The 15,029-nt window shown below is 45.6% G+C and carries 10 protein-coding genes; 4 read left to right on the forward strand and 6 right to left on the reverse strand.

The features are described from left to right. The first annotated feature begins 15 nt into the window (after nt 1-15). A complete protein-coding gene (locus C7475_RS01495; RefSeq protein ID WP_110050297.1) occupies nt 16-750 on the forward strand; it encodes a class I SAM-dependent methyltransferase in 735 nt (244 codons plus the stop codon). Between the two features lie 100 nt (nt 751-850). On the opposite strand, the gene C7475_RS01500 is transcribed toward C7475_RS01495, so the two are convergent. Together C7475_RS01500 and C7475_RS01505 are read right to left on the reverse strand one after the other, a co-directional pair. Then, entirely contained in the window at nt 851-1,993 is a 1,143-nt protein-coding gene (locus C7475_RS01500; protein WP_110050299.1) for a TlpA disulfide reductase family protein, read from the reverse strand. 204 nt (nt 1,994-2,197) lie between these two features. Next, nucleotides 2,198-3,535, reverse strand: a complete 1,338-nt coding sequence (locus tag C7475_RS01505; RefSeq protein ID WP_110050301.1) for a lipopolysaccharide biosynthesis protein — start codon at nt 3,533-3,535, stop codon at nt 2,198-2,200. Between the two features lie 518 nt (nt 3,536-4,053). Between C7475_RS01505 and C7475_RS01510 the strand changes: the two genes are divergently transcribed. Then, a complete protein-coding gene (locus C7475_RS01510; protein WP_110050303.1) occupies nt 4,054-8,556 on the forward strand; it encodes a PKD domain-containing protein in 4,503 nt (1,500 codons plus the stop codon). Between the two features lie 4 nt (nt 8,557-8,560). On the opposite strand, the gene C7475_RS33470 is transcribed toward C7475_RS01510, so the two are convergent. Beyond that, nucleotides 8,561-9,190, reverse strand: a complete 630-nt coding sequence (locus C7475_RS33470) for a DapH/DapD/GlmU-related protein (protein WP_110050305.1) — start codon at nt 9,188-9,190, stop codon at nt 8,561-8,563. A 4-nt stretch (nt 9,191-9,194) separates the two neighbouring features. Continuing rightward, the gene (locus tag C7475_RS01520; RefSeq protein ID WP_110050307.1) at nt 9,195-10,394 is read right to left on the reverse strand and encodes a glycosyltransferase; all 1,200 of its coding nucleotides are present in this window, start codon (nt 10,392-10,394) and stop codon (nt 9,195-9,197) included. 128 nt (nt 10,395-10,522) lie between these two features. Between C7475_RS01520 and C7475_RS01525 the strand changes: the two genes are divergently transcribed. Continuing rightward, a complete protein-coding gene (locus tag C7475_RS01525; protein ID WP_110050309.1) occupies nt 10,523-12,058 on the forward strand; it encodes a bifunctional GNAT family N-acetyltransferase/carbon-nitrogen hydrolase family protein in 1,536 nt (511 codons plus the stop codon). 21 nt (nt 12,059-12,079) lie between these two features. Continuing rightward, nucleotides 12,080-12,373, forward strand: coding sequence for a thiamine-binding protein (locus C7475_RS01530; protein ID WP_110050312.1), 294 nt, complete (start codon nt 12,080-12,082; stop codon nt 12,371-12,373). A 7-nt stretch (nt 12,374-12,380) separates the two neighbouring features. On the opposite strand, the gene C7475_RS01535 is transcribed toward C7475_RS01530, so the two are convergent. Then, nucleotides 12,381-13,718: a glycosyltransferase family 39 protein gene (locus C7475_RS01535; RefSeq protein WP_110050314.1), complete on the reverse strand. Its 1,338-nt coding sequence runs from the start codon at nt 13,716-13,718 to the stop codon at nt 12,381-12,383. 6 nt (nt 13,719-13,724) lie between these two features. Next, complete coding sequence (locus C7475_RS01540; protein WP_110052782.1) at nt 13,725-14,972, reverse strand: YeiH family protein; 1,248 nt, start codon at nt 14,970-14,972, stop codon at nt 13,725-13,727. Nucleotides 14,973-15,029 lie beyond the last annotated feature (57 nt).

Below are 15,029 nucleotides of genomic sequence, written 5' to 3' on the forward strand. Positions count from 1 at the left end.
TATTAAACTTTACGCATGAAAATCAGAAATCCCCAATCCCGTTTCGATCTGAACATTAAAAAAACGGACAGGGTACTCGAGGTTGGAGGCGGCCACAATCCGCACCCCAGGTCAAATGTGGTGGTAGATAAATATGTTGATGACAATACGCATCGTAGCGGCGATATAAAAGTGCTGAGAAACCAGCAGTTCCTGAAAGCAGATGGTGAACACCTGCCTTTTAAGGACAAAGAATTTGATTACGTGATCTGTAATCATGTACTGGAACACGTGGAAGACCCCGTAGCCTTTCTTAATGAACAGTTCCGCGTGGCGAAAAGAGGTTATATCGAAACGCCATCGCTGCTGGGAGAGCACCTCTTTCCGAAGAAGTCACATAAATGGGTGTTGCTGGAAGTAGACGGAAAAGTGGTACTGGTCGATAAAGAAAGGATCTCTTTTCCTACCAGTTTTGATTTCGGCGACCTGTACCTGGAATATCTGCCTAAAGCATCCATCGGCTACAAGATCATGGAAAGGACACATCCGAACCTGCACACCATGCGCATTGAGTGGGAAGGCAGTTTTGAGTTCATCATTAATCCGGACGACAAAGACATTCTTAAATACTTCGAAGAACCGTGGACCCGAGAAATGGTGCTGCGCTATTTCCCCGAACGTTCCCTGGGACAGGAACTGGCGGAGGCAACACGTGCCTTTACCGATATCTGCAAAAGCATTATCAGATCAAGAGTATTGAAAAGAGTTTAGTTATCTAAAACAGGATTGTTTTTAAGGAGCGAAGCCCCTCGGATTTCCGGGGGGCTTCTTATGTATGAGATAAAACAGTGATCTGCCTTATTGCGCTTTTTTAAGAGCCTAACCGGGCTTGAAGTATCTTTTGTAAATTCCCAAGCTCGGGGTCCGGATAGGCTGTGAATTTATAGACAATATTTCCTTTATTATCGATCAGGTAAAGTTCCGGATATGCATGTACCTGATAAAGCGTTTCAATTCTGTCGTCATTAACAATATGGACCCAATCCATTTGCTGCTCTTTAATGAACTGTCGTACCTTGTCTATTGGAGAGGTGGTCGCAACTGAGACGATCTCTAACTGTTCCGGCGAATACCGTTGTCTTATTTTCCTCAACGTAGGAATTTCAGCTATACATCCCGGACACCACGTGCCCCAGAACACAAGCAATACATTCTTCTTTGTGTAGAGATCTTTGAAAATTATTTTATTATTGTCGATGTCCTGCGCAGTGAAAGAAATTGCTTTTTTCTCTCCATCTATAACTGCCCTGTTCAATATATACTTCTTAATGCTGGCGCCTTCCTCACTATTTTTGAATTTTGCGGGAAAGATCGAATTAAAATGCCGTAATAATAAGTCTGGAGGCAGGAGGCTAAGAGTGTATCTTTCAAATAATACAAACGATGTGTATGAATCGGGTTTACGATCGATGTATTCCAGTCGTTTACTATCAATGGCCATTTTGGCATCCTGGATTTTATAAAAATCAAGACTATCTTCTGCCTTCCATTTCGGAGCTATTGAATCGAACATTTGCTGGTAACTCTTTTGAGCTTCTTTTACGTATTCATCCGCAGCTAAAATTTCTGTTGTAAAGTCCTCTGCGTTGGTCAGTGTACAGTTTTTAAAGGGAGCGTTAGCATCGATCGGGCCTGAGAATGTTACTGTCGCGGGCTTTTCTGTCGTAAATATTGTCATACCATGCCAGTCATCCCCCTTACCATACTTTACGAGAATTTGAGCATTTATAGTACTATAGCTGTGTGAGATGGTAGCTTTATTATTATTGTAAGATGCCGTAACAGGTACCTTTGCTCTTTCATGACAGTCATAATAGTAAAAGGATAAATTTTCTATTTCTGTGCTGTCCGGAAGCAGAAATGATACCTGAAATTTCTTTTGGGCTAATAATAAGCCGGGGCATATAAAAAGGATGATAAAACAAATAACAGATTTTGTAGCGCTAGTATTCATTTGTGTCTCATAGTTTATCTGATAGTATTCCAGCTTAGATCGAAAGATGGATTAACGATTCTTACAGGAAGAAACGATCCCTTTTACGTGCACTTCTTACACTGCCGTAGGATCGGAACAAATCTAAACAAAGAAATAGTTAGTATAGGAGTTTTTATATATAAATAATGTTAAAAGAATTTGTACATGTTCCCCTTAAAAAACTCATTTCACCAATCGCAGTTTTCCGCCCACTTTCTCCAGCAGTAACTGGCACTCCGCCCAGCCCAGCTTAACAATCTCGCCAGCGGTGAACGGCACATACTTCTTCAGCATATAATACCCGATCACTACACAGATGATCATATTCAAAAAAGAGCCAAATGCCACCCAGCGTACATCGTGGGTAAAATAGATGAAGAGGATATCGCCAATAATATTTAGTATAAGCTTAATGAAATTCTTATAGAAATTAGTCAGCGGCCGGTTGATCATATCCAGCGCAACCCCGATAAAACGGTCTATAGGATATAAGACGGCGCATAACAGGAATATACGTACGACATCGGTAGCTGGCAGGTATGCGCTGCCCGCCAGGATAATAATAAGCGGCTTGGTGAACAGGATCATGCCGATAATGAAAGGAATGATCACAATGCTGACAACACCGGTATAACGACTGAATGCACGGGATACGCCCGCCCAGTCATTTTTATTGGCAGCGCCTGAAAGTGTAGGCTGTGCGGTGGCTACGAAACTGCGCAGAATGATCTCGATCACTTCCATGAACTTTTGCGGAATAGCGTAGATAGCCACGGCCGCAGGACTGATCATTGTCCGGATCAGGAAGTTATCAGAGTAATTGAGAAAGCCGGAAGAGATCATACTGCCTACAATGAGCCAGCCGTATTTTACCAGTATGATCACCTGTTTCTTAGTGCTGTATATGAGGCTGCGGATCTTCGTCCATCCCATTACCAGCGTGAAAATACTTGTTGCTGTAAGGCCGATCGTATAGGCAAATAACACATGGGGTAGTGTTACATCACTTAGAAAATGAAACAGTAATATCATTACCAGGAACCCGCCATTCTGCCAGAAACGTATTTGTAATATCTTATCAAAACGGTGCTCTGCCTGTAGGAACCAACTCGCAATGTTGAATGGAACAGAAACCAATGTCATAAGGCCCAGCCAACGCATAAAGAAGCGCCAGGTCTCATCAAAATAGCTGTATAATACAAGACCGGCGATAAGGTTCAGAAGAAGGTACACGCCCGTTAGAATGAGCACCAGGTACCAGGCGCTTCCCGCTACTTCTTTACCCGTTTTTTCATCCGCACCGGTGTAGAATTTAATAATACCGGATTGTAATAATGCAGTACGGATCTGATCCAGCACAGTATATGTGCCTATAAACAAAACCCATTCTCCGAAGGCTGAAAGCGATAGTAGACGTACGAGGATGGCAAAGGATAATACATTCAGAAAAGCCGAGACCAGATTGCCTAATAAAGAGTGAAAGTGCCTGTTGTTAAGTACCGATAATAATTTAAATCCCATGTATGTTATATGAAAACCAATGAATTGAAATATTGTGCGGTCTTTTTACAGGATCAGGTTATTGGGGAAGGTATATTCCGATGGCTACAATATTACCATAATGTAAAAATTTGACAAAATTTAATTTGTTACAGGCCCGGCAATATTATATTTTTTAGAATGTTACATATTTATTTTTCCTATACTTTATAAATTAGTATAATTACATATAAAAAATATTCAATTTGACAAACAAAATAATTGTACTTTGCCGCCGGATCTTGAGAAATATCTAAGAAATAGAAGAATATCAGGGGATTAGAACACACCAGCATAATAATCAGACAGACGCCCTTATGAAAGAACCAGGCGAGTAAGCATACATTACGACGACCTTGAAGAAGACCTTGTTGGGACAACGTACACGATTACATCCAGCGTGCTTTAACCATTTACAACTGAGTTGCTTTGTCATTTTTTAGAAAGCGGAGATGACCCTCCGTACAAGTGCACCATATATAATTTGAAAAACCTGACTGATGACACAATTGTACTCAACTATGTTCAGGATGTTCACTGCATATCTAGCAGTGACACTGTACGCAACATTAGCAGTAACCGCTCAACAGAAAGCGGTATCACTGGCCGGAACAAGTGTTACAAATTCCGGAGGTTATTATGAATACGTTCCGCCGTCATATGCAAGCAGCAATGAGGCTTTCCCGCTGCTGATCTTCATTCACGGCATAGGAGAACTGGGCAACGGTACGACGCAGCTGCCTGCCGTACTCAGGAACGGCGTTCCGAAACTAATTGAAGACGGAACATTTCCCACCTCTTTTAAAGTCAAAGGCAAAACTTTTTCATTTATAGTGGCTTCACCACAGTTTAAGAGCATTCCCAGTCCGGTGGATGTACGTAGCCTGATCAATTACCTGAAAACTAAGCTCAGGATTGATCCCAAGCGTATTTATGTAACCGGCCTGAGTATGGGTGGTGGTGTTACGGAAGATTTTGCCAGTGCAGATGATTCTTACGCCAGCATTCCTGCGGCAGTTGTGCCAATTGCGGGTAACATGAATCCACTACAGCTTCTTACAAGGCCAAACATACTGGCTAAAAACGATGTACCGGTATGGTTCATTCATAATGACAGGGACCCAACAGTACCTTCCCAATATTCCAAAGACTGGGTGTCTATGATGGAGAAGTATTCTCCTTCTCCGAATCCGGAACCCAAACTCACTATTTTCAATGCAGCAGGACACGATGCATGGTCTACCGCCTATGATCCTTCCTATAAGGAGAACGGCATGAACGTGTATGAGTGGATGCTGCAATACGAGAAAGGCGCGCCGGTTAGCTCGCCACCTCCGCCGCCTGCCAGCGGCAATAAGAAGGTAATGGCAAAACCAAATATCGGCAATGGCATGTATTATACCGATGCCATGAAGACCTTCAAATTGAACCCTGGTGATACACTCTGTATCCCCGCGGGCGATTACGAATTTATTCAACTCGGTAACCTGGTAGGTACGGCTGCTAAACCCATCGTTGTCATGAACTGCGGCGGTGTGGTAAGAACAGGTATCAATACTTTAAAGACAGACGTATCCTTTGGTATCATGGGCGGCAAATTCCTGCACATTACGGGGTCAGGCACCCCTGGTATCGAATACGGCTTTGACATCAAAGGACAGAACCTCCTGGGCATAAAAATGCAGGGGATCTATCTGGGCTCCGGTAGTACCGATATTGATATCCACAACTTCTATGTTCATGATGTAGGGTCCTTCATGGTAGCCAAAACTACCCAGGAGTGTAATAATCCTCAGTTCTGGGAAGGTAAGTACGTGATGAAGAACGTGAAGATCCACCACATTAAAGGACGTTACGCTGACTACGAAGGTTTCTATATCGGTAACACCCATTACATAATGGATTACCTCCTTTGTCAGGGCATTAAATCCCACCATATTCAGGACCTGGAAGTGCACGACAACGACCTCCAGTACATGGGCCAGGATGGTATCCAGGTATCTATGTGTGACCTGGGCACCAATAAGGTCCATCACAATACTGTGCGTAACTATGGTACCACCAGACTGGATGCACAGAGTTACGGTATGCTGATGGGCGGCGGTTCCCGTGTAAGACTTTATGACAACGTGGTGGACAACGGATACCTGCCTGGTATCGCGTTGTTCGGGTCAGGTGTCTCTTACGTGTACAACAATACCATTTCCAATGTAGCGAACGGAGAAGGTATCCAGGTGGCTGATAAACTTGTCCTGGAACCTGTCACCGCTTATATCTACAACAATACGATCTATAATACCGGCGATGCAGGTATCAAGATATACGCATATCTGACCACTGTCGGGCATAGAGTGTACAATAACCTCATTATCGAGAAAGCATTAGGTGGCAGCTATCCGACCGATGGCCTCTACATCAGAGGTGCGCAGAACATCAAATTCGACTACGGCAATAATCTGTTCTCTACTACTGCAAATGCAGGTAAGGTAGTGACCAGTGTAGCAAGTGGTGATCTGCATCTTACTAATACGTCAACAGCTATTGACGGTGGTAAATCAGTGGCCGACCTCGGACTGGTGGATGACCTTGACGGTAATAAACGTCCCGTGAACGGCGGCTTTGATGTTGGCGCCTATGAATACCAGGGTCCTAAAGCCCCGGGTAAAGGTAATGAGTCGCCACTGGCTAATGCAGGCAAGGATATTACTATCACCCTGCCGACAAATACCGTTACGCTCAACGCGGCTGCTTCTACCGACGCAGACGGTAAGATCAGCAAATACGCCTGGAAGAAACTTTCCGGTCCAACAGGAGGAACAATTACCAACGCAGCGATTGCAACTACCAGTGCGACTGGTCTGACTGCCGGTACTTATATATTTACTGTCACAGTTACAGATGATAAAGCTGCTACAGATGTAGACAGTATCACTGTGAAAGTAAATCCGGCTGCAGCGAACAAACCTCCTGTTGCGAATGCAGGCAGCGCAGTGACCATCACCCTGCCAACTAATACCGTTACTCTCGACGGTAAGGCTTCTGCAGATGCAGACGGCTCTATCAGCAAATATGAGTGGAAGAAAGTAAGTGGCCCTGCAGGTGGCGCTATTGCAACAGCTACAGCGGTGAAAACAAACATCACAAGCCTGATTGCCGGTACTTATGTGTTCTCTCTGACAGTGACCGACAATAAAAATGCTACTAATACGGCTTCCGTAACGGTGAAAGTGAACCCTGCCGTTCCTAATAAAGCGCCTGTAGCAAATGCAGGTACCAATACAAGCATCACGTTGCCAACAAATACAGTAGCGCTGAATGGTTCCGCATCTAAAGACGCAGACGGCAAGATCACTAAATACTTATGGAAGAAAGTAAGCGGTCCGAATGGCGGGACCTTCACACAGAATAATGTGGTGGCGCCAAAAGCGACCGGTTTGATTCAGGGTACTTATGTATTCTCACTGACCGTAACAGATGATGATAATGCTACCGCTACCGCGAATGTAACTGTAGTAGTAAATCCTGCTCCTGTTCCTAACAAGGCTCCTGTTGCAAACGTGGGTACAACCATCGTGTCTGTTACTTTACCTGCAAATACAGTAACACTCGACGGTTCTGCATCTAAAGATGCAGACGGTAAGATCACTAAATATGCGTGGAAGAAGATAGACGGTCCGGCTACCGGCGGTGCGATCACTAGTCCTACGCTGGCTAAAACAGCTGTAACAGGACTGATAGGTGGCACTTACACGTTCTCCCTGACAGTGACAGACGATGATAATGCTACAGATGTTGCGAACGTAGTAGTAAGAGTGAACCTTGCTCCGCAAACTAATAAAGCACCTGTAGCCAACGCGGGCTCTGACGTGACCATTACGTTACCGGTAAATACTGCAACACTCGACGGTTCCGCATCCAAAGATGCAGATGGCAAGATCGCGAAATACTTATGGAAGAAAGTAAGCGGTCCTGCTGGCGGTACCTTCACCCAGAACAACGTTGCGGTAACAAAAGCGACTGGCCTCGTACAGGGTACATATGTACTGGCACTGACAGTTACTGACGATGATAATGTGACCGATACAGACACCATGAGGGTAATAGTGAAAGCTGCTACACCGCCGCCTCCTGCGGCTAATAAAGCGCCTGTAGCGGTTGCGGGTAATAATGTAACCATCACACTGCCGGTGAATAGCGTCATCCTGAATGCTGCCGCTTCTTCCGATGCAGACGGCGTGATCACTAACTACCAGTGGTGGAAAACATCCGGTAAAGATGTACGCTTCTCTAACTCACAGGGTATCATCAATGTGGCGTCTGCTTTGACAGAAGGTACGTACGAGTTTGAACTGATCGTAACTGATGACGACAAGGCCACTGCTACCGACAGGATAACAGTGACAGTACTGCCTGCGAAGGATAATGATAACAACAACAATAATAACGTTCCTCCGGTTTCACGTACGCAGGGTGACCTCACTATCAAACTGCCGGTAGAAAGTATGAATGCGAGCGGCAGTGGTTCTTACTCCAGAAACAGCACCATCACATCTTATGCATGGAAGCAGGTGTATGGTCCGCTGCAGGCTGTCTTCTCTGCTCCGAATGCAGTAACGACGAAGATCTCCGGTATGGCGTTCCCTGGTAGTTATGTATTCGAACTGACAGTAACAGACGCTAATAAACTGAGCAGCCGTTCTACATTCGAAGTGACCGTTGTTGATGCGAATAGCGATGGTACGTTCATTCCGGAACTGACCACCTATCCGAATCCGGCCGTTAGTACGCTCTACTTCAAGCAACACATGAAGAATGCTACCCAGGGCACCATTACCATTTTCAACATGTCAGGTGCTGCAATGAAGAGCTATGTACTGCCGGCGGGCGATAATCTGCAGCAGGCGCTGGATATATCCTCTCTGCCAGCAGGTACATATGTCCTGCAGGTAACGTATAAGAACAGTACGTATAAGTGGAGTACGAAGTTTATAAAAGCTAACTAAAACATCAGGGGACCTTTTCCCATAATTTTGTAGCCGGGTTATACTGTTTGATGAGTCTTGCAGGATTCCCGGCTACAATGCTAAATGGGGGAACATTCTTGGTAACAACGCTACCCGCTGCTACCACCGCATGTTCCCCTATTTTTATGCCTGCCGTGATCACAGCGTTCGCACCGATCCAGCTGTCGGCGCCAATATAGATCTCTCCCGTAGTACAGGTTTGCATACCGATAGGGACATCAACGTCCTGGTAACCATGGTTCAGTCCCGACATCACCACGTTCTGTGCAATGATCACATTGTCGGCTATCGTAACAGGACCAATCAGTACGTTACCCATACCGACCTGTACCCGGTCGCCGATGTGTACAGCGCCCATGCCGTTATTGACTGTGGCAAAATCTTCAATGATAGATCCTGCGCCAAGTGTGAAGGGGTTGAAGGGAAATACGTCCAGGCGGGTATAACGGCGTACAATAGCGCCTTTACCCCTTTTATGTACAAAGCGGTTCACGATCCATCTGATCCATAAACGGGGCCTTGCCTGGCCTTTAGGCATTATCAAACGGTGTGTAAATTGTTTAAGGCCCGGATTACTTTTAATCCTGCCTTTCAGACTTTCAAAAGTGCTCATCTGGTCATGCGTTATTTAGTATTGCCTTATAAATGGCTGTTACAGAGTTTTCCCAGCTATGTGAGCGGGCAAATTCAATGCGGCGCTCCCTGAGTTCAGGACTGTCCTCTTCAAGGGCTTTATTGATCAATGTAACATACTCATTTGCATTCCGGGCAAGATAAGTGTGAGAATCGAAGTATTCCATCGTCCGGGTGGCGGTTGCTACCACCGGCTTTCCTAAAGCCAGGTATTCGTCTATTTTTAATGGATAATTACCTACAGTCAGTACATTCACCTGCTGGGGATTGATACAGACATCAAACGCATTTATATAGGCAGGCAGCTCTTTCAGTTCCTTCCTGCCCAGGAAATGTACGTTGGGTAACTGGTGGAGGATAGATTTCCGGAATTCTTCATCCTCCGGACCAACCAATACCACCGACCAATCCTGTCCTTTCGCTATATGCTCAAGAATGCCGATGTCCAGCCGCAGGGAATTCAATGCGCCAACATAACCTATAATAGGTCTGTCAATGCCTTCCATGTCTGCCGGTAGAGGATATTCCCGGCTGGCGTCAAACAGGCTCAGATCGCATCCCTGACCGACATAATAACTTTTTGGATTATATTTTCTCAGCATGTCCGCCAGGTAGTTGGAGTTCGCTACCGCAACGTCTGCTTTTGCGATATGCAGGGGCTCCAGTTTCTCGCCGTGCTTCTTCCAGTAATCCACACCCAGCAAGTAGTCCCGGCTATAGTAGATGTAAGTGGACGGTTTCAATAATTCTTTCATATAGAAACCACGGAAAATATCGTTATCATTGAAGAGGATAACGTCAGAGAACCCCAAAGCGTCCATAGCATCTTTGATGCTGGCAGCAAACTTCCGGTTGTTCCGTTTGTTTAACCAGGAGAAGAGAGGCGATGCCGGAGCCGGCAGCCAGTTAATAGATTCAAGTACAGAAGAAGGATAGAAGCTCCATAGATTTTCCCCGACCGGTACGATCGCAGGTTCTTTATTCTGTAAGGTCTTAAGATGATAAGAGATATTGGGATCATCCTTTTGCCGTAAGATGGTTCGCCTGTCCAGCGGTGAATTGACATACAACACACGGTTGTGGCGCGCAAATTGTAACGCTATATTCTTACAATTACTTCCTATTGGGGTATACCACTGTTGTAATCCAATGATGACAATATCCCGGTTCCTGATGAGTGACACTGCAGTTAAGAATTATGGTGATATAATTACTTATCGAGGTCTCAAGGGAGCATGGCTAAAAACGTCCCAAATATAGCTACTTTTTTTACATTAAAGAAAGCAGCACTAAAAGAAAAGCGAACATTATTATGGCCTCTAAACACATTTTCGAAACAATCGATATCAGGCAGTTAACCCCTGAAGACTACCTCGACCTGAAAGAATCCATGGTTTCCGCCTACGCAGACATGGAGGGCAGCTACTGGCGCGAACCCACCATACGCAGGCTCGTAGAGCTTTTTCCCGAAGGACAGATCGCCGTTACCGTCAATGATAAAGTGGTCGGCTGTGCACTGTCCATTATTGTCGACTACGGAAAATTCGGTGACGAACATACGTATGAACAAATAACAGGCTATTATACATTCAGTACACACGACCGTAAAGGAGACGTACTTTACGGTATCGAGGTCTTCGTACATCCTGACTACCGTGGCCGGAGACTGGCCCGCCGCCTGTACGATGCGCGTAAGACCCTTTGCGAAAGACTGAACCTTCGTGGTATCGTTGCAGGTGGCCGTATCCCGAATTATCTGAAGTATGCAGATGAAATGTCGCCCAGAGACTACATCGAGAAAGTGCGCGATAAAGAGATCTATGATCCGACGCTGACCTTTCAGTTCTCGAACGACTTCCAGGTAAAAAAGATCCTGAAGAATTATCTGCCGCATGATGAATCTTCCAGGGGCTTCGCCACCTTGCTGCAATGGTATAATATCTACTACGAAAAAGACCAGGATACGATCCGCTATAATAAGTCTACCGTGCGCATCGGACTTGTACAATGGCAGATGCGCGACTATGGAAGTATGGAAGGTTTCATGGAGCAGGTGGAATATTTTATAGATGCCGTGAGCGATTACGGATCGGACTTTGTCGTATTCCCTGAGTTGTTCAATGCTCCGCTCATGGCAGAGTTTAGCCAGCGTGACTCTGCCGGGGCCATCAGGGGAGTAGCAAAATATACAGAGCAGCTGAGAGATCAGTTTATAAAACATGCCGTATCCTATAATGTAAACATCATCTGCGGCAGTATGCCTATTGTAATTGATGAAGCTCTTTACAACATCTGTTACCTTTGCCGCCGTGATGGTACCTATGAACAATATATAAAAATGCATCCGACGCCCAGCGAAGTATACGCCTGGGGCGTAAAGGGCGGAGATCAGCTTAAAGTGTTTGATACAGATTGTGGCAAAATTGGTATCCAGATATGTTATGACGTAGAGTTTCCGGAACCTTCGCGTATCTTATCGGAACAGGGAATGCAAATATTGTTTGTACCTTTCCTGACCGATACGCAACACGCCTTCAATCGTGTGAGGTTCTGTGCACAGGCCAGAGCTATAGAGAATGAATGTTACGTAGCGATGGCGGGTTGTGTTGGCAATTTACCGAAGGTCAATAATATGGACCTGCAATACGCCCAGAGCGCTGTACTTACGCCTTCTGACTTTGCATTCCCGGTTACCGGTGTGAAAGCAGATGCCACGGCTAATACCGAAATGGTGGTTATTGCAGACGTAGACCTTGTACTGCTGAAAGAGTTAAATGCCTTTGGCAGTGTACAGACGAAGAAAGATATGCGTAAAGACCTCTATGAGGTTAAATGGAAAAAAAGCTGATAACAACAGTATACAATCAATATGGCACACAAGATCAACTTAGCATTACAGATCCTTCCTTCTGTTCCGAGCGACCAGGTATATGCCGTGGTAGATGAGGCTATCGCTGTAATACAGGCTTCAGGACTGAAGTACAGGGTATGTCCCTTTGAGACGGTAATAGAAGGAACCTACGACGAATGTATGGAAGTAGTCCGCAAGGCGCAGGAAGTCTGCTTTAAAGCCGGAGCTTCTCAACTGCTCGTATATGTGAAAATGCAGATTAGGAAGGACGCAGACGTTAGCATTGAAGATAAGACGGGCAAATACGACTGAGCCATATTTATCTGAAAAGGAAATACGTTTCCAGTGATAACAGACCAATGATCATTCCGGCAGCAAACCTTATCAATTGCGCCCTGCTCACACGGATGTAAGGCGCCAGCATAATGATGAATAAAGGAGCCGTCTGTGCCACATACCTCGAACTGAAAAGATGTGTTACCTTAAAACTGGTAGCGAGCATCAGTAAGAGAGACAGCAGTATGAACAGGGAAAATGGCTCCGTGCGCCGTTCCATCCACTGCAGGAATGCACAGTACAGAAAGTACAGTGCAAGAGTGAGCAGCAGGGGAGAGATAAGATAAGGATATATCTGCATGATAGCTGCCGGGACGATCTTTCCCAACGCCTCACTAAGCGGCGCATATGTATAATGCAGCCAGTAATAGTTAACCGGCAGCAATATAATGTATAACAGGACCAATACCAGCAATATCAGCCGGTTGTAACTGAACCACGCCGGTGCTACGATCAGTATGATCAAAGCCCCATATGCAAAAGCCAGTATCCCATGCCAGGGAACAATTCCACCTTCACTGATAACGGCCTGCTTCGGCGGCGTCAATCCTCCCCATATCACGAATACAGGTATACAACAAAGCAGGGCCACGCCTATGTATATACTGATAATTACCCAGCGTTTCCGTTCCCGCGCAGTTTGCAATAGTAACAACAGGGAGGCTGGAACGATCATTAGAAAAGGTGAACGGCCGAGTATTGCCAGGCCGAGGCAGATACCTGCCAGTAGTGATAAGCATATACCGAACCACCATTGCCTGCGCGTGTAATCAGGAGCCAGCTGCAGTAGCCAGATAGATAAAGTGGCAAACAGCATGGACGGTACTTCTGTTAATGCCATGCCCGATACCTGCCATATCATAGGCACTGCCATGATGTGTAACGCCGGCAGCCATACGTTCCTCTTTATCCTTCGCTGTGCCTGCGTTTTTCGTACGATCGCTGCCAGCAGCACGATGATCATCAGTAACATAAACGCATTCACCAGCCGGATTCCCGGTGGCTGTAAATGTGTGATGGGACGTAGTACATAGTGTACGAACTGGTACAAGGGGCCAGGCGCCTGGTTGTCTATATTCAGCAGAAACTCACGCGAAAGACCATATTGATCAAGAAGAAGGACATTGGAAATAAAAAGAGGCTCATCAAATAGCGGCGGTTGCCGGTGAATGATCGTGATGATCAGCAATAAGAGATAACCGGTTATACCGGCAGCGATCAATAATCTCTCTTGTTCATTGGGGTACCGCATGTTCGTAGTTAGATAGCTGATCATCCAAAGACCACGGTGAATAGCTCCCCGTGGTCTTTGGATAATCATGCATAATTATCTACCGAACACAAGGTAAGCTATTACCAGTGTAAATATGATATTAAAGGCCTGGGCAATGATAAAGGCCATTGCAGGACGGCCATTCTCCATTTTAAAGATATCGGTGAACTTAGTCTCCAGTCCTATACAGGTAAACGCAATAGCGAACCAATATGTTTGCAGTTCCTTTAAAGGACCTTTTGCAGCAGCTACAGTTGCTGTCGGCAGCACAAAGGAAAACAGGAGGGATGCCAGTACGAAACCCAGTACGAACTTGGGGAAACGCTCCCATATAGTACGAAGGGTAGGTTTCTCATATCCGGCTTCTTTACGGGAATAAGACCAGTATAGGGAAATGAAGAATGCGGCCAGTCCGAGTAACACGTTCTGTGAGAACTTCACCAGCGTAGCGTATTTTAGTGCCTCTTCTCCCAGCATGGTACCTGCCGCCACTACCGCACCGGAGGTATCGATTGTGCCACCCAGCCATGCACCTGCAACAGCTGGCGACATATGCGCCCAAACAGCGATATAGGGCATGAACAGCATCATGGGGATCGCCACAATGAGCACCAGGGAAATGACATGTGATAATTTCTTGTTGTCGCCCTCAATAGCACCTGCAGTAGCAATCGCTGCCGACACACCGCAAATGGATACCGCACTGGAGATCATCATGCGGAACTCATCGTCCAGCTTCAGTTTCCGGCATACCCAGAAGCTAAAATACCATACTGTGAATACCACGGCTACCGACTGCAGTATACCAAGTCCGCCGGCCTTTATAATGTCCTGGAAGAATACATTAGCGCCCAGCAGTACGAGACCGATCTTAATATACAACTCTGTTTGTATGGCCGGTTTCAGTATAGCCGGTATGCCGAATATGTTGCTGATCAACAGTCCCAGTATCAGGCTGAATAGAACAACCTCTACACCGAAATCCTTCACTGTTTTATTGGCAGCGATGAACTGCGCCAGTAAAGAGACAAGAACAATAAACAACAGGGAGACAAATAATCTTGCAACCTCCACCTTTCCCGTGAATGCTTTGGCAAGCAATAAACTGCCGAACACCCAAAGGAATAAAAGACCCGTTTGTTGCCAGACGGCAGCTCCTCCGAACTGGGCCGTCACAACGGAGGCTTCATTCCAGACCGCGATCTTCGGGAATACGGGTTTCAGGCCAAAAAGCACCAGGCCAATAGTTAAAAAAGCAATAATTACAGCAATCCAATCTTCATGAAGCGTTTTCTTAGGCATGACAGCAAATGACATTAAATGATTAAGAGTTCCCCTTGGTGGAAGCGGATTTATTGG

Origin of the sequence: Chitinophaga sp. S165, assembly GCF_003182155.1 — a bacterium.
In the GTDB taxonomy this organism is placed as follows: Bacteria; Bacteroidota; Bacteroidia; order Chitinophagales; family Chitinophagaceae; genus Chitinophaga.